The organism is Gracilimonas sp. (genome assembly GCF_017641085.1).
Classification (GTDB): domain Bacteria; phylum Bacteroidota; class Rhodothermia; order Balneolales; family Balneolaceae; genus Gracilimonas.
In genome coordinates, this window is the sequence record NZ_JAEPPI010000001.1 from 695598 (window position 1) to 714478 (window position 18881).

The following is an 18881-nucleotide window of genomic DNA, read 5'->3' on the forward strand; positions in this document are numbered from 1 at the left end:
ATGAAATTCAAATTCTCTCTTGCACCGGTTCTCAAAGTTCGGAAACACCAGGAAAAGCTTCAGAAGCAAAAGCTGGCTGAGCAGGTTTCCAAAAAGCAGAAGATCAGCGATGTACGCGATGATGTACAGGGGAAATTGAAAACCTTTCTTCAAAACTCAGAAGATAACTCAGCGGAGAATATTCATATGATCCGAAGACGATCGGCTCACCTGCAACAGGTGCATCAGAAAATGGATAAGCTGAGCCGGGATCTGGACAAAGCTGAAGTTGAGGTTTCCAAAGAGAGAGAGAAGCTGGCCACGGCCTATAAGAACCTTCACATCCTGGAGAAAGTGAAAGAATTTGAGAAGGGGCTTTTCTCGGAACGTATGGCCAAAGATGAACAGAAATTTATGGACGAAATTGCAACTCAATCATTTAGCCGATAAGCGATGAACAAAGCAGTAATACTTAAAATTGCGGGTTTGATAACTGTGCCACTGTTGGTGATGATTGTAGCCATGTACTTCCTGTACCCCTATATCAATAAAGAGGAGTATCAGGAATTGGTGCAGGCGCAGGAAGAAAAGCTGGATGCTGAATTTGAAGCACTGGGCTTGCCTGCTCAGGAAGATTCGGTGGTTGCCGTTCTTTCTGATGCAACCATGGTAATGGATTCTGTAGCCGTTGACACCTTGGTTACCGATGAGCTTCAGCTGGCACTGGAAGAAAATACCCTTTTGCATAAAAGAGTCGATTCTTTGATTGCTGAGATCGAAGTGCTAAAAGCAAATCAGCCGGAAGAAACCGATGCTGAAGATATTCAGGAGCTCAGCAAAGAAGAGTTTGCGCAACGAATTAAAAGTTTATTGAACCTGGAAGAGGACGACCTGGGGCCTATTCTTGAGAAAATGACCAACGAGCAATTGGTGAGGCTGTACAATGGAGGAGGGACCATTCAGCGGGAGAAGATTCTGCGGTCGCTTAATTCTGATAAAGCAGCCAAACTTATGACGGAGATTATGTTATGATAAAGCAGTTATTATCATCGGCCGGAAGTAGTAAAGAAGCCGGGCTGGCAACAAATATCACCAAAACGAACGGTACCAACAGCGATCAGGCTTCACCGGGACTATTCGGCTCTATACTGAAAACCGTACAGGGTCTTGGCCAACAAACAGAATCTGGCAGCACTTCTTCAGAACAGGAGGAAGCTCAGCCGGAAGAAGCAGCTCTTGCCAATGAAGCACCCACTGCTGAAGCTGAAGAAAAAGCAGTGATACAAGAGCAAGAAAAAAATGAAGAAGCGCAGGAAGTAACCGGAGCAGAAAGTGAAGTTAAGATCTCTGAGTCGAAATCGGCTGAATCTGAAAACAGTCCTCAGGTTGTGAAAGGGGATACGGTGTTAAACGGTGCCGGCGAAAAGATATCTTCTACTGCTGAGCCTGAAACTGAGGCAACTGCAAAGAACATAGAAACGGCCGAGCCAGCTGTTGAAACTGAAAAGGAATCAGACATATCAACAAGTTCAAAACCGGCCGAAGCTGTAAGTACATCAATGAATTCCGAAGGGGAGGCTGAAGTAACAAGCACCACGGAATCTTCTGAAGCAAAGAATACCGATCGGGTAGTAAAACCGGCTGCTGAACAGGTATCAGGGGCCGGGGAAGCTAAGGCTGTTGAACCGGGAGCATCTCAAATGGAGTCTTCGGTTAAGAGTGGCTCTGAAGTTTCTGAAATTACTGAAGGTGAAAATGCCACGAAAACCACTGTTTCGGTAAAAGAAATGGTGTCTGAATCAGAAATTGAACTTCAGCAGGCTGAAGGAGATTCAACAAAAACTTCTTCAGCTAACAATCTGCAGAACCCGGCTTCTGCCTCACCTTTGGTGAATGAAGGAGCTAATCCACTGCAAAAGAATCAAAAAGTAGTTGAGCAGGTATCTTCAACCATCCAAAAACAGCAGGTTGAGGAAAGCTCTGAGACCAATGAAACGCAGCCTGAAGCAGAGGCGGAGGTAACAAAACAGGCTATGCGGGCAGCTACCGGGCAAACCGCCACAAGTGCCCCTGAATTAAATCAGGGCATGCAAAGCCAAAAGGCTGAAGAAGTAAGAGAAAAGAGATTTCGTGAAAACTATGCTTTTTCGGGCCGGCAGGAACTGACCTCCGAGCGGCTTGACGTTATTACACAGGGCAGAGACACAAAAGCTCCGGTTTCCTTTTTGTCGCAACTTGATGTTCCGGTTCAGGCTGTTCAGAACCAGATGAGTGCCGGTCAAAATTCTACCATGACAACCGAGCAGGAGCTGATGCTGAAAGAATATCTAAAAGAATCGGTTGAGATGACCGAGCAGAAGGATACTTCCAGCGCTTTGTTTGCCAGAATGGGAGAAATGCCCGTATCAAATATGCTGGTTCGCAGAACCGTAATGCCATCGCTTACCCAGGCCGTTCAGAAAACGATTTCAGCCGGTAAAGCTAGCCCGGAAACCTGGCAAAAGCACAGTTTTGAACTGGAAGATGGAAACAGCATTCAGCTTTCTACCCGACAGGTAGATGGCGTGTTGCAGGTGAAGCTGGCAACCACAAGTGTGGAATTAAGTCGCCTGATGCAGCAGTACGAACAGGAAATTAAACAGCACCTGGAGCAGGAATGTCAACTGGATGTAAACCTTCAGTTTGATGGCGGTGAACAGGGGCAGGAGATGGCAGGCTTCTTTGGGAACTCGTCTTCCTCCAGGCAAAAAGCACCGATGATAAAATCAGGTGTGGGAAATGAACAGGCATCAGCCCGGAAAACCGAACAGAACTTACAACAAACCGTCCGTCGATTTGGCTACAACCAAATGGAATGGACCGCTTAAAGGAACCGAACCATGGATGTAAATAGTATAACTTCACAAGCCTCAGGAGCATTTGCTCAACAAGGGCAGACTAAGAAAAGTCAGCTCGGGCAACAGGAATTCTTACACCTGTTGGTGGCTCAAATGCGTAATCAGGATCCCATCAACCCAATGGATGGAGCCGAATTTGCCTCCCAGCTTGCTCAGTTTAACTCAGTGGAGCAGCTGATCAGCGTGAATAACGGTCTGAAAACCCTGCAAGGCAGCCAGGATATGATGAGCGCCAGCTTAACCAACTCCATGGCAGCATCACTTACAGGAAAACAGGTGAAGGCATTGAGCAATGAGGTTCACCTTGGAGCTGAAGGCAATTCCGATATTCAGTTTGAACTAAATAACTCAGCCGATTCGGTTGAGATTATCATCCGCGATGCGAGTGGATCAGAAATACGCCGCGAAACAATGAACGGGTTGTCATCGGGCGACCACGACTGGACATGGGACGGGCTGAATAATGCCGGTGACCGCATGGGAGAAGGAGATTATACCATTGAAGTGAAGGCAGCGAACGGGGATAATCCGGTAGGCTCGCTGGTATTTATTGAGGGTATAGCCGACAGAGTACGTTATACATCGGAAGGGGTATTCCTCTCGGTGAATGATGTAGAGATACCTATTGGTGATGTTGAAGAAGTAGGTACTGGAATTTTCTAAACGTAATTAATCAAAAAAACAAAAAGGGCATCGCGTAGCATCGCCCGGCAGTACTAAAGGCTGCAATTTTCAAAAAGACAGGAGATAACTTATGTCATTAGTCAAATCTTTAAATTCAGGTGTTAGCGGTTTGAGAGCATTTCAAACCAAAATGGATGTTATAGGTAATAACATCGCAAACGTAGAAACGGCGGGCTACAAATCATCATCGGTTACTTTTGCTGAGATGATGAGTGAGCGTTTAGGCCGTGCAGGCGGAGGCGGAGATTCCTCCCCACAGCTGAGCAACCAGGTTGGGTTGGGAGTGCGTGTATCTTCCATCAGTCGCGATTTTAGCCAGGGCGCGATGCAAAGCACAGGCCGATCCACCGATTTAGCCATAGAAGGCGAAGGATACTTTATGGTATCAGACGGAGGTGAAAACCTGATGACCCGAGCCGGTAACTTTGTGTTTAACAAAGATGGTATGCTGGTTGATCAGGCCGGACGTTCGGTTCAGGGATACATCGCTGACAGTGCCGGAAACATTTTAGGCGGCGGTACTGCTGAAGATGTTCGTATCGATTTTGAAAACGTACTTCCTCCAAAGAAAACAGATAACGTAACGCTTGCCGGTAACCTGAATGCAGGAACCAGCGTTAGCAAAGTACTGCAAGCTCAAAGTGGATTTACCACCGCAACCGGGGACAATGCAACAGCATCAACTCCTATAAACGATCTCAGCCAAACACTGACGGATCTATCTGCCGGTGATGTAATTTCGTTCGACGTTACATTAAACGACGGAACGACTGCAACTATCTCTCATACCTATTCTGCCGGTGACACAGTTGGAGATATGATTAACAGCTTCAACAGCGGATTAACATCGGCTGAAGGCCAGCTTTCGCTGATTGACGGAATGATGAACCTGCGCTCTGCTACCATGGGCGACAGTGAGCTCGATATTTCTAATGTATCGGTAACCGGAGCGGGAGACATCAACTTCCCGGGACTGCAAACCATTCAGGAAGGCCAAACCAACACACAAACCATGAGTACCACGGTGTATGATGATCTTGGTCAGGCTCACTCACTGATGCTTGAGTTCACACAGGTTGGAACCAACGAATGGCAATACGACGCCCGTTTCCTTGATGGCGAAACCATCACAAGCGGAGCTTCCGGAACCGTTACGTTTGATGAACTCGGCCAGCTTTCTTCCGATGATATGCTGAACATGACTTTTGACCCGGGTAGAGGAGCGAGCACATCCAGCTTCTCCGTAAACCTCGGTGATTCCCAAACAGGAACCCGGTTCACACAATATGCAGGATCCAATTCTGCTAAGGTGATTAGCCAGGACGGTTACACTCAGGGTCAGCTGATTGATGTTGCCATTGATGGAGCCGGACAGGTTCAGGGAATTTATGACAACGGAAACAGCACCGTTTTGGCGCAGCTTGCTCTTGCGCAGGTTCAAAACCAGAATGGACTTGAAATGGTAGGAAGCGGATTGTTCCGTGCTACCTCAGCTGCCGGCGAAATGTTTGTAAACACAGCCGATAGCTTTGCCGGAACAGCTATTAACTCCGGTTCTTTGGAAGGATCAAATGTTGACCTGGCTAAAGAATTCACAAATATGATTACCTCACAGCGAGCCTATCAGTCAAACGCTCGGGTAATCACAACTTCTGACGAAATGTTGACAGAAGCAGTAAATCTGAAAAGGTAATTAGCCAAACGATAACGTAGCTAATTTTTCATAGTTAAGGTTAAAGCTCTGCTCACAGAAATTGGTCTGTAGATCAATTATGGGGGTGGAGCTTTTTTTGCTTATGAACTTTTAAAAAATGCCGATACCAATCCTATATCGCATTACAGATGAGTTCCTGTACACTTTTAGAAAAACAGGGGGATATCCTCTTAAGATTTTTACCCATATACCGATAAAGGAAATATGTTAGATCGTTCAACAATCATAGGTTTAGTTATTGGGTTCACCCTGATCATCGGTTCCATCATGATGGAAGGCAGTATTCTCATATTCTTGAGTTTGTCTTCTCTTTTTATTGTGGTTGGTGGGGCGATGGCTTCAACCATGATCAGCTTCAGCATTGATGACATCAAAACGAGTTTTAAAACTTTCATGGGATTAATGAAAGTGACCTCTATCGACCTCCGAACCGACATGGAGCTGCTCAGTATGTTTGCCCGGCGTGTTAGAACCGGTGGATTGTTGATTCTGGATAACGACATCAAACACTTAAAAGATGACTATCTGAAGAACGGTCTTCAGCTGGCGGTTGACGGTTTCAAAGAGGAAAGCCTGGATAGCATTCTTGCCGATGAAATTAAAGGAGCAGAGCGGGATTTAGAACTTGCAGCCGGTGTTATGAATTCACTGGCTACCTACGGACCAGCCTTCGGAATGATTGGGACCATTGTAGGGCTGGTATTGATGCTTCAGAATATTTCGGATCCGGAAGCGCTTGGGGCCGGTATGGCAGTGGCCCTTTTGACTACACTATATGGAAGTATGTTCGCCAATATGATCGTGGGTCCGTTGGCAGCTAAATTAGAGTATTTGAGTGAAATTGATTTGAACCGAAAGCGGATGTTCCGGGTGGGCATTTTGTCTATCGTTGCCGGTGAAAATCCCCGCATCATGGAAAAGAAAATGCTGATCCATATTGATCCGCACAGCCGGGCCGAGTATGTGAAACACCATGAAGAATTAAAGATCATCAAACAACGAGACGAGAAGTTTTACAAACTTTGGATCGAACAACAGGATAAAGAATGGGAAAATCTGAAGGAGATTCTCAAGGCTGGTTAGTGACCTATAGTGACCTTGTGACGTTGATTCTCACGTTCTTTGTGTTGCTATATACCATGACTTCCGGTGTTGAGAAAACATCGTTTAACAGTTTTATACAATACTTCCAGAAGAATGCGGGCTTCCTGCCGGAATCTCAGGCGGCCGTAGAAAGTATTGAGAATAAAATAGAACCCGAGCAGCTCGAGCAAATGATGGAAGAGCAAATGGAGCGATGGGAAGCCTTTGCCGATTTTTTGCATGAGCAGGATGTAGCCTCCGAAGTGGATATTCAGCTACTGCAGGACGGAGTTAAAATCACCCTGAGTGATTCGCTGACATTTGAAAGTGGTTCTTCCGAATTATTGCCGGAGGCTAAGATCGTATTGGAGCAGGTTGCTGAAGTTCTGGGAGAGCGTGAAATTGATATTGAGGTACAGGGGCATACCGATAATGTGCCTATCAGTAACATGTTGTTCCAATCAAACTGGCATTTGGGAGCAGCCCGGTCGGTTTCAGTGGTTCAATATCTTCAGGCTCAGGCGGATATTAACCCACAGTATTTCAAGGCAAGCAGTTTTGGCGAATACCGCCCCGTATCGGAAAATGAAACAACGGATGGAAGAAGAAAAAACCGGCGCGTTGAAATTTACCTGAAAGACCTGATTGCCAGAGGAGCTCTTGAGGCCGTGCTGCCATTTGATGAGCCTATTCCGGTTTACAATCCATCAACAAATTAACAGTTACCATCATGGCTACAGAAAATAAAAACGACCAAAAGGACAAAAAGGATATAAAAGCCAAGAAGCGTAAAGGCGGGCCAAATTTTCTTAAGCTCGGAAAATATTTCCTGCTTGTTCTCATTCTGGTGGGGCAGGGATTTCTGGCGTACGCCATTGTGGATAAATATTATCCAACCGTTTTTGCTAAAATGAGTGAGAAAAGTCCGTCCGATTACGGCACCTATCAAATGGAAGAGATGGTGGTGAATCCTGCCAATACCTATGGGAAAAGATACCTGATGGTGGAAATAAGCCTTGAATTGGACGATAAAGACCATGTTTCGCTTCTCGACGAGAATATGATGAAGCTGAAGCAAGAAATTATTGACGCGCTTTCGTCACGTAATGTTGACCAACTTACCCGGGTAGCGGGGCGCGAAGAATTAAGGAGAGAACTTTCAGGATTAATTAATTCCTCTATCGGAGTACGTTCGGTACGCAATTTGTATTTCACTAAATATGTAATGCAATGATCGTAAACCAAGAACGGAAACTCTTATGGAATCGAAGCTGCCCAGGCGTACATTGGGAAATGTTAAATATGTAGAATCCTACGATTTCAAACATCCTAAGCTGTTTAGTAAGGAAATCATGAGGACGCTGCAGGCTATTCATGAAGTATTTTCCCGAAACCTCAGCCGTATTCTCAGCTCTTCACTTCGCTATAAAGTAGATGTATATCTGCAAAAGGTAGATCAGCTTTCCTCATCAGAATTTGCTCACGAAATTAAAAGCCCGAGTACGATTTATCTGCTCGAGGTTAACGAGTTGGGCGGTGAAGTGGTAGTAGTGCTTCCTCCTGAATTTTGCATTCACCTGATTGAACGGCAAAGCGGAGGGGCTGAAAAGCAGCTGAGCGAGCGCAGGATCCTTACGGTAATCGAAGAAAAAATCATGTCGCGAATCATGGGGAGCATCAGCAATGAAGTGGTGCTGGCCTGGGAGCCGTACATGGATTTTAAGGTGGATGGAATAAAGTACGAGAGCAAGCCAGAGAATCTGAACCTGGCTGCAGTGGACCCTAACATTGTGGTGAAGTTTGAAGTAGATCTCGGCGGGCAAAAAATTCAGATCGGCATTTCCTATTCCTACAGCCTGCTCAAAAAGGCGATGAACGATACGATCATGAAAAAGGGGGTGAACTCTCGCAAAGAACGGCTTTCGGAAGAAGAAATGGAGTCCTATAAGCGAACCCTGGAGAAAGCCAATATCCGCATTCAGTCGCTGCTGGGAACTACCCGGCTCACCCTGGATGAAATCATGAATCTAAAAGAAGGCGATACCATCCCGCTGCGGCAAAAATCGGACAAGCCGCTGGAAATACGCGTGAATGGCGTAAAGAAAATGACCGCATATCCCGGAGTTATACAGGGACACAGAGCGGTCAAAATTTTTGAACTCCTCGAAGAAATTAACGAACAGGAACTGGTATAACTATGAATTACTATCAAGAACAACTGCAAAACAACCTTCCCGAAATAGAGAAGTATTTAACTTCTGTACTGCTGGAGGAAACGAATATTGAGATTACCTCTTTTGAAGCCATTTCAACAGAAGATTTTCTGAAGAAAATGGTTAAGGAAGATATTTTCATTCTTACAAGAGATGAAAACACCGAGACCGACCTTATCTGTATTCTGGATAAAGACTGGTTTGCCATTCTTTCCAGTATCATGTTGGGTGTGGATGAAAGCTCCTTCAATGAAGTGACTAAAGACTTACTGATGAAGTTTTCGTCCGAACTTTCCACAACGCTGTCCAAGAAATTGAAAGAAGACGGGCAGGAATTTGATCTTCGCGAGCTGGAAGTATTAGCGCTTAAGCAGCTGGAAGACAAATTAGGACATACCGAATATTTCTTTGGTATGATGGAAGTGGAAGGCCTGGCTGACGACAAAATTAAAGCAGCCGCAGTATTCGGGAATCCGGAAGCGCAGGTTGAAGTAGAAGAAGAACCTGAAGAGGAAGTTCAGGAAGAACCGACAGAAAATGAGTTTACCCCATCCGGTTCCGAAGAACTCGAAAAAGCCGGGGCTCAGGAAGAGGTGATATCCGGCCGCTATATTGAGTTCGAAGATTTTGAGCAAACCACACCGGCCATTAAAAACGGTGACGGAAACAGCATGGAGCTGCTCAAAGATGTGGAAATGGATGTGTCGGTGGAACTTGGCCGCATCGAATTACCGCTTGGTAAAGTACTTCAGCTTGCAAAAGGTTCTGTAATAGAATTAGAGAAGCTGGCCGGTGAGCCAGTTGATATCCTCGTAAACGGGCAGCGTATTGCCCACGGCGAAGTTGTAGTTGTAGACGAACACTTTGGGGTTCGGATCTCAAACCTGATTACTACCCGCCAACGATTAGCCAAGCTCTCGTAATGGACTTCACCAAAATCCTTTCACAGTCAAAAAAGAAGCCACAGAACGTACTCAAAATCGTGCTTGCGTTTGCAGTGGCCCTGTTGGTTATCTGGATGTTTCTGGTATCACGAATGGAGTTCTCAGCCACTGAAACGGCTGCATCCAATCCCGAAGCAATAGAGCGCACCCAGGGTTTGAAAACAAGCCTGGGGCAGAAAACCGCTGAAGTTGAAGTATCAGCTGCAGAGCCGGAAAATGCCGGGGAAGACACCGTTTTTCAAAATGCATTTACCACCTTCCTGGTTATGATGGGGATGCTGGGACTGGTTTGGTTTTGGGCAAGAAAAAAGTCCGGTTCAACCCAGCAAAAACAAGATGGGCGGGACTTGGGAGAACATATTCTGGGGCAAGGAGCACAGCTGAAGTTTGTAGAAATTAATAATGAGGTGTGGGTGATGGGAATGACCGCAGGATCGCTGAATTTACTGCATCGCATCCCTAAATCAGAGTGGAATGAAAACGAAGGCTTGGAAGAAATAGCAGAGATCAAAAACGGTTCCGCTGATTTTAAATCACTCTATAAAATGTTCAAGAACTAAGATGATGTCGAAGTTGAAACTTAAAAGTTCGTTGTTTGCGAAGGTTTTTATGGTAATGGCCGCCCTGTTTGTTGCCATGCCGTCGTCTTCTGAGGCAGCGCCGCTTAACCTGGCTTCGGTAACAAGCCCTATGTTTATTCAAGCCATTCCGCAAATCGATCTATCGATTGGAAACACCGGCGCAACGGCCCAGGACGAAGATTTTACCTTGCCGATTCAGGCACTGATTTTAATCACAGTACTTTCATTCGGATCGGCTTTCATCACCATGATGACCAGCTTTACCAGGATTATCGTGGTGTTTTTCTTTTTGCGGATGGGGTTGGGTACACAGCAATCTCCGCCCAACCAGGTGTTGGTAGGGCTGGCATTATTCCTCACTATTTTCATTATGAAGCCCACATTTGACCGGATGAACGAGGAAGCCATTCAGCCGTATATCAACGAAGAAATGACGCAAATGGAAGCACTGGGGGCAGCTGCGGTTCCGCTCAAGGAGTTTATGGTTCGGCAGACATCAGATCAGGACCTGCTGTATTTTATGGACATGGCGGAAATTCAAAGCGTGGATGATATTGAAACCCTGCCACTTTATGTAGCCGTACCGGCCTATGTGCTAAGCGAGCTTAGGGTAGCCTTCCAGATTGGCTTTATGATTTACCTGCCCTTTATGGTCATAGACCTTGTGGTAGCTTCTATCTTGCTGGCAATGGGTATTATGTTCCTTCCGCCGGTGATGGTTTCGCTGCCTTTTAAAATCCTTGTTTTTGTACTTACCGATGGCTGGTACCTGCTGGTACAGTCGCTGGTTGAAAGTTTTAATTAGAGAAGAATGAATATAGATACAGCACTTTTTTGGTTACAGGAAATGCTCACAGCCGTAGTTGTTTTATGTTCTCCGGCTATGGTTGGAGCGCTTGCCGTAGGTTTAGCTGTCGCCATTTTCCAGGCGGCTACCTCTATTCAGGAAATGACCCTGAGTTATATCCCTAAGATGGTAGTGGTAGTAGTAGTACTGTTTTTCGCTTTTGGCTTCATGTTGCAGTTTGCGGTTGATTTCACCCAGCGTGTGTTCGACTTCATACCGCAGATTACCCAATAACCGCAGGCTTTCGTGCTCACCGAAACAGCAACCCGGAGGTAGGTAAATGGAATCGCTTACTGTAGATATGATTTTATCGGTGTTCCTTGTTTTTACCCGGGTAGCTGCGCTTATCATGACCGGACCTTTTTTCAGTTCGGCGGCTTTTCCCAAGCAGATTAAGCTGTTTTTTGCAATGGCGACTACCATTCTGCTTTTCTTTGCCATCCCGGCCGATGGGGCATTCGTTTCTGCCAGTGACGGCACGCTATTTATTTTCCAGGCCATTATTCTCGAAGTATTAGTGGGAATGGCTCTTGGGCTGGTAGGCCAGCTTGTGTTTGCAGGATTGGAAATGGCAGGGATGCTTATAAGTTTAAATACCGGACTCAGCTTTGCCAATATGATCGACAGTTCAACCCAGCAACAAAGTGCTGTACTCAGTAACCTTTTTAGTATGATAGCTGTGTTGGTTTTTCTTTCGATTGACGGAGACAAGGTCTATATCAGTGCGCTGGCAAAAAGCTTTGAGGTTATACCCGTTAATGAAGCCCAAATTCACTTGGCCGGTCCGTATATGCTTGAGATAGCGACCTACCTTTTTACGATCGGGGTTCAGATTGCCTCTCCGTTTATCATTGTGCTGTTTCTGTTGGATGTATCGCTGGCTATTTTTGCCCGGATCATGCCTCAGGCCAACATGATGTTTATCGCCCTTCCCATTAAGTTCGGTGTAGGGATCGCCCTGCTGATGCTCGCCATCCCGTACCTGCCAGCCGCCTTCGATTTAATGTTCCAGCACCTGTACGACTTCCTGGTGGAAGTGATGGGTGTCATTTCTCCGCTGGAATTTTAAGGCAAAGGTACATCGTCCCGATTACGAGAGCTTTAAATGAAAATCACGGTAATCCCGAAATCAAGCCAATCAAGGTTCCTTTGTTTTTGAACCTTGATTTATTGGATTGTAGGATTGCTTTGATAAAACTAATCATGACATTCACCATTCAATCCTTATCACGAAACTATGAATGGCTTCGCTGGTGTACCGGAATAGATATGGGCTGTTATGAATTTTTGACCTGAACTTAGTAACAGGAATTCTACAGGTAAAAATTATGCCTGTAGGTCGATGTGTCCGCCGATGGTTTCGTCTTTAGTTTTCGGTTTTTGGGGCTCTTTTTTATGAGTTTGTACTTTGAACTCAGACAGGTCCTGGGAATGAATGGCTACTTCGTCTTCCATAACAAAAGGAGGGCGTTCTTTATCCTTTCGGTCTTGCCGGCCTTTCTTCTGCTTTTCTTCGGCTTCCTGCTTGTGTTTCAGGAGCTCCGGCAGTTTTGTAAAGCGTGTTATTTTTGGTACGAGTGACATGTTATGGTAACGAAAAGGTTGTTCGTTAATCCTTTATCGGACAGAAATGATTAGATATTAAATTAGAATTGTCGGAGCCTAAATTGAACGACGAAGTAGAGTCATCCTGAGCTAAAGAGGGAAGAATGGGGCCGGATGTTTATCGCGAAGGATCTGAGCCAGAAAAAGCTTGGTAAGTATTTCGTGGCTAAGGTTCATCGCTCCGCTCTGAATGACTTTTGGGGAGAATTTATTATAATCAACCATGGGGCACTATACCTATATCGTTACTAACCCTAAGAAAACAACACTTTATACCGGGGTCACCTATGATGTTCGCAAACGAATCATTGAACATTATCTAAACAGAGGAGAGAGTAACACCTTTGCCGGTAAATACCACTGCTATTGTCTGATTTGGTATGAGGCATTTCCAACAATGAGAGAAGCTATTGAGGCAGAGAAAAGAATTAAGGGGAGGAGCAGAAAATGGAAGGAAGCTTTAATCAATGAGGAAAATCCGGGATGGAATTGCCTTAATAAAGTAGTGTTAGGAGAATGGCCTCCGAAACATACGCTACCAGATAGAAAGTCATCCTGAGCAAAAAAAAGTAAAATTAGGGCTGTGTGTTATCTGCGAAGGATCTGCTCCAGATCAAGCTTGGCAATCGTTTCATGGCTAAGGTTCATCGCTCCGCTCTGAATGACATTTGGGAGGTTGTTGAAAAAAGTCCAACTAGGGGTCATCCTGAGCGCAAGTAAGTAGAATAGGGCTGGGTATTAACCGCGAAGGATCTGAGCCAGTGCAAGCTTGGTAAGCATTTCGTGGCTAAGGTTCATCGCTCCGCTCTGAATGACTGCAGAGCTATAGCTAATACTCATCAACTGGCTGCGTACGCCATTTGCTCTTGTCCGAGGTCGCCCTTGAGTTGAATGAGCAACTTACCCACGATTTGAGAAATACGGGCTTCGGTAAGTTCCAGCAGCAAGGCGATTTCACTCATTGTCATATCTTCATAATAATAGAGCATCAAAATCAGACGGTCTCTTTCCTTTAGCTGTCCGATTTTCTTCTGCAGAGCTTCGGTGCGCTCTTTCTTCTCCAAATTGGTATCCGGTGTTTCTGAATTTGGATCCTCATGGAAGTCATAGAAGGAACCGGAGTTTTCATCATAAGCAGGAGTATCTAATGAGAGTACATTTCGCTGCTGTACATTGGAAAGAAGTTTGTAGTAATCATCCATTTCCATTTCCAGCTCATTGGCGATTTCTTCATCAGAAGGCTCGCGGCCAAGTACCTGGCTCATTCGCTGGATAACTTCCTGCACCTGTCCGTAGTTTTTGCGCTGTTTTCTTGGCAGCTGATCGATACTTCTCAGGTAATCAACAATACTGCCACGGATTCGGTAATAAGCGAAGGTGTTAAACTGAATATTTCGTTCGCAATCGTAAGAATCCAAAGCCTGGAGCAGCCCGATGATTCCTGCACTTTCCAGATCTTCACGGTGTGCCAATGGCTGATCAGGTCGATTGATCTTGCCAATAATGCTGCGAATAAGTGGAGTGGATTTACTGATGATAGAATTTCGAATCCCGTCCACAGGGTTCTTGCAATAAATTTCAACCAGTTCTTGTAGTGACTTATTTCCCATGATTACCCTTCTCCGTTAGCATTAGAAGTACTCCCGCCGTTTGGCATAGACACGCCATCTGAATTCTGGTCTTCACGAAGCACATTCAGCAGAAAAATGGAGATATAAACCACGGCGAACAGGATCATGAATGTGAGCATACTGCGGTATAGGGCAACTTCAATGTTCACTCCGGATATCATCAGAAGCATAAAAAGAATCAGTGAAATTACAGTAATTAATCGTATTAGCATGGTTTTCTCCTTCCGTTAGTTTACGGTCTTTAAAAGTGTTTTTTCTTCGTTATTTGCATAAGCAAGCACGTTTTCTGCAATAAACTCGAATTCCGTGAGTATGTCTGTATCGGCGCCCATGTCCAGCAGCGGTTTTTGTTTTTGAACCGATTCCCGGATTTGCTCGCTTGCCGGAATAAACCCAAAGTATTGAGTCTGCTTGTTTAGAAAATAATTCAGGATGGTATTGAACCGCTGATAGGTGCTTTGGGCGGTGTCTTCGCTTTCAGCATAATTCACGATGCTTGCGAATTTATACCCGGGGTCGATATTGAATACGTACTTGCATAAGCGGTACACATCGGAAATAGCGGTGGGTTCATCAACCAGAACCAAAACCCCAATCTGTGAGATATCCAGCGCCCACAAAGACATTTCACCGGCACCAGCAGGGGTATCAATAATGATAAAATCATGGTTTTGCTTAAGAAAGGCAGTCACCTGATCGAGGGCATCCATAAAAAGATCGGGCTTAAACTTGTTCTCGCCGGGGGCATTTGCTCCCGTTACCAGTGTTATTCCGGAGGTAACGCAAGGCAAGTCTTCAATTCCGCATTTGCCTTCCATCCAGCTGCTCACCGTTGCACTCACGGGTTCGTTTAACAGGGTGGCGCAATTTGCCAGGCCCAAATCAGCATCCAGCAAGGCAACTTTGTATCCCAGCTTGCTCAGCATAGTCGCTGTGTTAACGCTGGCCATGCTTTTACCTACGCCGCCTTTTCCACTGATCACAGTGAATACAAATGGTTGTTCTAATTCAATTGGCTGTTTCATAATTCTAATTTTCCTGTAATACCTTTTGAGCAAACCATTGTGGGTTAAACTCATTCAAGTTATTCAACTTGTTGCCGGTGCTGATGTACCGGGCGCTGCATCCCATTTTTTGAAGGAATGGAATAACCGGTCCCCATTGGGCCACTTCATCAAGATGAGTGATTGCCACGTAATCGGGCTGAAGGGGATGGTGAGTAGCTGACGAATTCTGGAAGTAAAACCGGTTCAAAGCTGCATTCACCACATAATGCACCTCTAAAGGAGCAAGAGGAGAGAGCAGTTGTTTGATTTTCCAAAACTCACGGAACGAGTTATCCTGTTCGATGCTTAAAGAAGGTGTGTCGATAAACACATGGTCAAATTCGGCTAAGTCTTCAACAATCTTTGAGACATCCAGTCCGCTCTGTACTTCGAAATAAGGAATTTCATGCTGAGCACAGAATGGTTCCAGAATGGTATAATATGGTGCTGCATTTTCTGCCTGCGGATAGACTGAAACTACGGCTAATTTCTTGTCGATCATGAAGTCAGGGTGTTGAGTCAGCTTCATAATCAGCTGTGTTTTCCCTGCTCCGGATGGTCCGGCAAAGAGCATGAATTTCTGAGCTTCCTCTTCAGATGGCTTACCCAATGCTTTACGGATGATTTCCGCCAGCTTCGACATAAAAAGCTCGCCTTGGTCATAAGGGTCGATGCCTTCTTTAATAATGTCACTGAACCAACCCGCAATTACGCTGGTGTTTATTCCGGTATGCACCAACTGCTGGAAAGCAGGGTGGGAGGCGTAGTCGAGGTTAGCCGAAATAAGGGCTGAGTCGAGCAAAGCTTCCAGTTTGTCAAATCGTTTGTGCAGGGCTTTTATCTCGCGCTCATTATGCCGCGTTGATACCACTTCCCGAACTTCAGGGGCTTTGTTAGCCTGTGGCTTCGATGGTTTGAAATGGGTAATGAAGCCGTTGCTTTTGGCTTTTCCTGAAGGGGCCTCTTTCTGTTCTTCTTTTGGGTTTTCAGACGGTGAAACCGGCTCTTCAACTTTATTTTCTTTTTTCTTTTCAGGAGTCGGTTTTACAGGGCGAATGAAGGAACGACTGTACAACATATCGGAATTTTTTTCCGGCTCAGGTTCATTTGCTTCCTCTAAAGTTGTCGTTCCATTTTGATAGCCGTTCAGTTCGGCACCCATCTGTTGCTCGGCAAACTTACGCAGAGAACCCAATGTATCTTTACGGGATTGGGCATTACTGTGCCCGTTTTTAGGTGGAACCGGCGCTTCACCGGATCGCTCAAACATGACGCCTTGTTCAGGCTCAGGTTTAGACTGCTTAGGTGCTGCAGTACGGGTATGCCCATTTTGGCGGCCGTTGGTTTGGCCTTCCTTCTTGCCATCAGAAAAGATCGTGATACGGGCTTTACCATCGGCTCCATCACCTTCAAAGGACTCAATGACCAGGAAATCATCCCCATACATCTGCTGGGCACTTTTCTTAGCCGCCTCTATTGTTTTCCCAAAAATATTCTTCAATATCATGCCAGTACGTGTTCTTCAGGTTGTTGCGCTGGTTGTTCTGTGTTAGCCGCCGGTTGATTCATCTTTACAGGGTCTTCAATCTTCAGTCGGCCGAATGTTTTAAACTGTACGTCTTGACTGATGTCATTGTACGACAGCACATTTATATCTGGCAAAATTGGTGCCAAAAACTCAAAAAGGGTAAAGCGAAGAACCGGCGAGGTTAGTAAAATCGGCTCAAATCCCTGACGGATCATACTGTCAAAAGTAGCTGAGGAATTCTTGTACAATTTCTCAACCGTTTCAGGGGTTAGCCCAAGTGTGTTGCTGTTTAACGTACCCTGCTGTGCCTGAGCAATCAGGTGCGATTCAAGGTTAGAGTCCATCATTACCACCGTTACTTCGTTCTCGTTGTTTGCATACTGCCGGGTGATGGTCTCCGATAAAGCAGCACGGCAGTACTCGGTGAGTACATCGGTGTTGTTGGTTTGATGGCAATAATCGGCCAGGGTCTCCAAAATGGTAACCAGGTCTTTCACCGGTACCCGTTCGCGAAGCAGTCGCTTTAATACTTTCTGTATTTCTCCCACCTTCATACCATCGGGAATAAGTTCTTCCACCAGGGCCGAGTGCTGTTCTTTGATGTTATCAATAAGCTTCTTCACCATTTGACGGTCAACCAGCTTATGGGCATTTTTCTTGAGCACTTCCATCAGGTGAGTAGTAATCACAGCTCCGGATTCAATCACGGAAAGCCCATATTTTTCCGCTTGAGACTTATTCTTTCCGCTCACCCAAATGGCATCCATACCAAAGGTCGGGTCTTTGGTTTCAATGCCCTGGATATCCGGTTTAAAATCAGCCGGAAGCAAAGTGAGGTGATAGCCGGGGAGGATTTCACCATCGCCCTGCATAATTCCTCTCATCTTTATGGTATAGTGGTTGGCGTCAAGCTGAACATTATCCCGTATTCGAATTGAAGGGATGATGATACCGAGCTCGGAAGCAAGTTGTTTTCGGAGTGAAGTCATTCGATCCAGTAAGTCACCTCCTTGGTTGGCTTCTACCATGGGAATAAGGCTGTAGCCAATTTCGAGCTCCAGGGTATCCATCAGTAAGTAATTCTCAACCGGATCTTCGGCTTTGCCGGACAGTTCTTTTGTTTCTGCCGCTTCTTCTTCAAGCCTTTCATCTTCTTCACGCTGAAAGTTCTTCACTCCCATAAACAGGAAGAAACCGGCAATACTCCAGAAGGGGATGACGGGAAGTCCGGGCAACATCCCCATAAAAAATACAAATACAGCACCGATGATGACGGTCTTGGGATTCCCCAACAGCTGAAACTTAAGTTCGTTACCCAGGTTACCCTCCGAAGCAGCACGCGAAACCATGATACCTGCAGCCGTCGAGATCAACAGCCCGGGAATTTGAGAAACCAGACCGTCACCGATAGTCATCAGCGTATATTTAGCAGCTGCAGCTCCAATCGGCATCCCAAGCTGTACGGTTCCGATGATGAGACCGCCTATAATATTTATAAAGGTAATGAGAAGTCCGGCGATTACGTCACCGCGAACAAACTTACTGGCACCATCCATGGCTCCGTAGAAATCAGCTTCGCGGGCAATTTCCTCTCGTTTCTTTTTGGCTTCTTCGTCGGTGAGTAATCCTGCGGCGAGGTCGGCATCAATCGACATCTGTTTACCGGGCATGGCATCCAGGGTAAATCGGGCGGCAACTTCAGCAATACGGGTAGCACCTTTGGTAATAACCACAAAGTTGATAATTATCAAAACCGCGAAAATGATAATCCCGATTACAAAGTTGCCCTGTACAATAAATCCCCCAAACGATTCAATGATGGAACCGGCATAGCCTTCACTTAAAATGAGCCGGGTTGTACCCACGTTCAGCGAAAGCCGGAAGAGGGTGAGAATCAAAAGCATACCGGGGAAAACGGCAAACTGTAAAGGCTTCAAAGCATAGAAGGCCACCAGCATCACGATGAGGGAAAGGGAGATGTTCAACGCCAGGAAGAAATCCATCAACTGTGTGGGGAACGGTATAATCATAATCAACAGGATCATGATGATACTGGAGGAAATTAAGACATCCGTCTGGAAAAATGTTCCTTTTAACTTTTCGGTTGTGATTCCGCCAAAGGCCATGTG

21 protein-coding genes are annotated in these 18881 nt (G+C 45.6%); 15 read left to right on the top strand and 6 right to left on the bottom strand.

Annotated elements, in window-relative coordinates:
- The 14 genes from fliJ (at nucleotide 1) to fliR (ending at nucleotide 12011) form a co-directional block, all read left to right on the top strand.
- Nucleotides 1–429 (top strand): flagellar export protein FliJ, encoded by a 429-nt coding sequence (gene fliJ / locus JJ941_RS02865; RefSeq protein ID WP_290962143.1) that lies wholly within the window; start codon nucleotides 1–3, stop codon nucleotides 427–429.
- 3 nt (nucleotides 430–432) lie between these two features.
- A complete protein-coding gene (locus JJ941_RS02870) occupies nucleotides 433–1011 on the top strand; it encodes a hypothetical protein (protein WP_290962145.1) in 579 nt (192 codons plus the stop codon).
- On the top strand, nucleotides 1008–2846 hold the full coding sequence (locus tag JJ941_RS02875) for a hypothetical protein (RefSeq protein ID WP_290962147.1): 1839 nt from the start codon (nucleotides 1008–1010) through the stop codon (nucleotides 2844–2846). Before JJ941_RS02870 ends, JJ941_RS02875 begins: the two co-directional genes overlap by 4 nt.
- Before the next feature lie 12 nt (nucleotides 2847–2858).
- Entirely contained in the window at nucleotides 2859–3539 is a 681-nt protein-coding gene (locus JJ941_RS02880) for a flagellar hook capping FlgD N-terminal domain-containing protein (protein WP_255134764.1), read from the top strand.
- Between the two features lie 91 nt (nucleotides 3540–3630).
- Complete coding sequence (locus JJ941_RS02885) at nucleotides 3631–5253, top strand: flagellar hook protein FlgE (protein WP_290962149.1); 1623 nt, start codon at nucleotides 3631–3633, stop codon at nucleotides 5251–5253.
- A gap of 225 nt (nucleotides 5254–5478) precedes the next feature.
- Complete coding sequence (locus tag JJ941_RS02890) at nucleotides 5479–6357, top strand: MotA/TolQ/ExbB proton channel family protein (RefSeq protein WP_290962151.1); 879 nt, start codon at nucleotides 5479–5481, stop codon at nucleotides 6355–6357.
- A complete protein-coding gene (locus JJ941_RS02895; RefSeq protein ID WP_290962153.1) occupies nucleotides 6321–7076 on the top strand; it encodes a flagellar motor protein MotB in 756 nt (251 codons plus the stop codon). Before JJ941_RS02890 ends, JJ941_RS02895 begins: the two co-directional genes overlap by 37 nt.
- 11 nt (nucleotides 7077–7087) lie before the next feature.
- Nucleotides 7088–7591 (top strand): flagellar basal body-associated FliL family protein, encoded by a 504-nt coding sequence (locus tag JJ941_RS02900; RefSeq protein ID WP_290962155.1) that lies wholly within the window; start codon nucleotides 7088–7090, stop codon nucleotides 7589–7591.
- A gap of 25 nt (nucleotides 7592–7616) precedes the next feature.
- Complete coding sequence (locus JJ941_RS02905; protein WP_290962157.1) at nucleotides 7617–8552, top strand: FliM/FliN family flagellar motor switch protein; 936 nt, start codon at nucleotides 7617–7619, stop codon at nucleotides 8550–8552.
- Nucleotides 8553–8554: 2 nt separating this feature from the next.
- Nucleotides 8555–9493, top strand: coding sequence for a flagellar motor switch protein FliN (fliN, locus tag JJ941_RS02910; protein ID WP_290962158.1), 939 nt, complete (start codon nucleotides 8555–8557; stop codon nucleotides 9491–9493).
- The gene (locus tag JJ941_RS02915; protein WP_290962160.1) at nucleotides 9493–10074 is read left to right on the top strand and encodes a flagellar biosynthetic protein FliO; all 582 of its coding nucleotides are present in this window, start codon (nucleotides 9493–9495) and stop codon (nucleotides 10072–10074) included. The genes fliN and JJ941_RS02915 overlap by 1 nt, the downstream gene beginning before the upstream one ends.
- A gap of 1 nt (nucleotide 10075) precedes the next feature.
- Nucleotides 10076–10900 (top strand): flagellar type III secretion system pore protein FliP, encoded by an 825-nt coding sequence (gene fliP / locus JJ941_RS02920; RefSeq protein ID WP_290962162.1) that lies wholly within the window; start codon nucleotides 10076–10078, stop codon nucleotides 10898–10900.
- Nucleotides 10901–10906: 6 nt separating this feature from the next.
- Nucleotides 10907–11176: a flagellar biosynthetic protein FliQ gene (locus JJ941_RS02925; protein WP_290962165.1), complete on the top strand. Its 270-nt coding sequence runs from the start codon at nucleotides 10907–10909 to the stop codon at nucleotides 11174–11176.
- 46 nt (nucleotides 11177–11222) lie between these two features.
- Nucleotides 11223–12011, top strand: coding sequence for a flagellar biosynthetic protein FliR (gene fliR / locus JJ941_RS02930; protein WP_290962167.1), 789 nt, complete (start codon nucleotides 11223–11225; stop codon nucleotides 12009–12011).
- Nucleotides 12012–12268: 257 nt separating this feature from the next.
- On the opposite strand, the gene JJ941_RS02935 is transcribed toward fliR, so the two are convergent.
- A complete protein-coding gene (locus tag JJ941_RS02935; RefSeq protein WP_290962169.1) occupies nucleotides 12269–12526 on the bottom strand; it encodes a hypothetical protein in 258 nt (85 codons plus the stop codon).
- 244 nt (nucleotides 12527–12770) lie between these two features.
- On the opposite strand from JJ941_RS02935, the gene JJ941_RS02940 reads away from it, so the two are divergent.
- Entirely contained in the window at nucleotides 12771–13106 is a 336-nt protein-coding gene (locus tag JJ941_RS02940; protein WP_290962170.1) for a GIY-YIG nuclease family protein, read from the top strand.
- Between the two features lie 280 nt (nucleotides 13107–13386).
- Here JJ941_RS02940 and JJ941_RS02945 read toward each other — a convergent pair whose 3' ends face one another.
- The 5 genes from JJ941_RS02945 to flhA are packed head-to-tail and all read right to left on the bottom strand — an operon-like array spanning nucleotide 13387 to nucleotide 18878.
- Nucleotides 13387–14157, bottom strand: a complete 771-nt coding sequence (locus JJ941_RS02945) for a FliA/WhiG family RNA polymerase sigma factor (protein ID WP_290962172.1) — start codon at nucleotides 14155–14157, stop codon at nucleotides 13387–13389.
- A 2-nt stretch (nucleotides 14158–14159) separates the two neighbouring features.
- On the bottom strand, nucleotides 14160–14390 hold the full coding sequence (locus JJ941_RS02950; RefSeq protein WP_290962174.1) for a hypothetical protein: 231 nt from the start codon (nucleotides 14388–14390) through the stop codon (nucleotides 14160–14162).
- 15 nt (nucleotides 14391–14405) lie between these two features.
- Nucleotides 14406–15203 carry a P-loop NTPase gene (locus tag JJ941_RS02955; protein WP_290962176.1) on the bottom strand — a complete coding sequence of 266 codons (798 nt, stop codon included), beginning with the start codon at nucleotides 15201–15203 and terminating at the stop codon, nucleotides 14406–14408.
- A gap of 4 nt (nucleotides 15204–15207) precedes the next feature.
- Complete coding sequence (locus JJ941_RS02960) at nucleotides 15208–16731, bottom strand: hypothetical protein (RefSeq protein ID WP_290962178.1); 1524 nt, start codon at nucleotides 16729–16731, stop codon at nucleotides 15208–15210.
- Nucleotides 16728–18878, bottom strand: a complete 2151-nt coding sequence (flhA, locus tag JJ941_RS02965) for a flagellar biosynthesis protein FlhA (protein ID WP_290962180.1) — start codon at nucleotides 18876–18878, stop codon at nucleotides 16728–16730. Before flhA ends, JJ941_RS02960 begins: the two co-directional genes overlap by 4 nt.
- Between the last annotated feature and the right edge of the window lie 3 nt (nucleotides 18879–18881).

Coding starts and splice junctions, on each gene's coding strand:
- fliJ (WP_290962143.1), top strand. CDS start 1: ATGAAATTCAAATTCTCTCTTGCACCGGTTCTCAAAGTTCGGAAACAC.
- JJ941_RS02870 (WP_290962145.1), top strand. CDS start 433: ATGAACAAAGCAGTAATACTTAAAATTGCGGGTTTGATAACTGTGCCA.
- JJ941_RS02875 (WP_290962147.1), top strand. CDS start 1,008: ATGATAAAGCAGTTATTATCATCGGCCGGAAGTAGTAAAGAAGCCGGG.
- JJ941_RS02880 (WP_255134764.1), top strand. CDS start 2,859: ATGGATGTAAATAGTATAACTTCACAAGCCTCAGGAGCATTTGCTCAA.
- JJ941_RS02885 (WP_290962149.1), top strand. CDS start 3,631: ATGTCATTAGTCAAATCTTTAAATTCAGGTGTTAGCGGTTTGAGAGCA.
- JJ941_RS02890 (WP_290962151.1), top strand. CDS start 5,479: ATGTTAGATCGTTCAACAATCATAGGTTTAGTTATTGGGTTCACCCTG.
- JJ941_RS02895 (WP_290962153.1), top strand. CDS start 6,321: ATGGGAAAATCTGAAGGAGATTCTCAAGGCTGGTTAGTGACCTATAGT.
- JJ941_RS02900 (WP_290962155.1), top strand. CDS start 7,088: ATGGCTACAGAAAATAAAAACGACCAAAAGGACAAAAAGGATATAAAA.
- JJ941_RS02905 (WP_290962157.1), top strand. CDS start 7,617: ATGGAATCGAAGCTGCCCAGGCGTACATTGGGAAATGTTAAATATGTA.
- fliN (WP_290962158.1), top strand. CDS start 8,555: ATGAATTACTATCAAGAACAACTGCAAAACAACCTTCCCGAAATAGAG.
- JJ941_RS02915 (WP_290962160.1), top strand. CDS start 9,493: ATGGACTTCACCAAAATCCTTTCACAGTCAAAAAAGAAGCCACAGAAC.
- fliP (WP_290962162.1), top strand. CDS start 10,076: ATGATGTCGAAGTTGAAACTTAAAAGTTCGTTGTTTGCGAAGGTTTTT.
- JJ941_RS02925 (WP_290962165.1), top strand. CDS start 10,907: ATGAATATAGATACAGCACTTTTTTGGTTACAGGAAATGCTCACAGCC.
- fliR (WP_290962167.1), top strand. CDS start 11,223: ATGGAATCGCTTACTGTAGATATGATTTTATCGGTGTTCCTTGTTTTT.
- JJ941_RS02935 (WP_290962169.1), bottom strand. CDS start 12,526: ATGTCACTCGTACCAAAAATAACACGCTTTACAAAACTGCCGGAGCTC.
- JJ941_RS02940 (WP_290962170.1), top strand. CDS start 12,771: ATGGGGCACTATACCTATATCGTTACTAACCCTAAGAAAACAACACTT.
- JJ941_RS02945 (WP_290962172.1), bottom strand. CDS start 14,157: ATGGGAAATAAGTCACTACAAGAACTGGTTGAAATTTATTGCAAGAAC.
- JJ941_RS02950 (WP_290962174.1), bottom strand. CDS start 14,390: ATGCTAATACGATTAATTACTGTAATTTCACTGATTCTTTTTATGCTT.
- JJ941_RS02955 (WP_290962176.1), bottom strand. CDS start 15,203: ATGAAACAGCCAATTGAATTAGAACAACCATTTGTATTCACTGTGATC.
- JJ941_RS02960 (WP_290962178.1), bottom strand. CDS start 16,731: ATGATATTGAAGAATATTTTTGGGAAAACAATAGAGGCGGCTAAGAAA.
- flhA (WP_290962180.1), bottom strand. CDS start 18,878: ATGGCCTTTGGCGGAATCACAACCGAAAAGTTAAAAGGAACATTTTTC.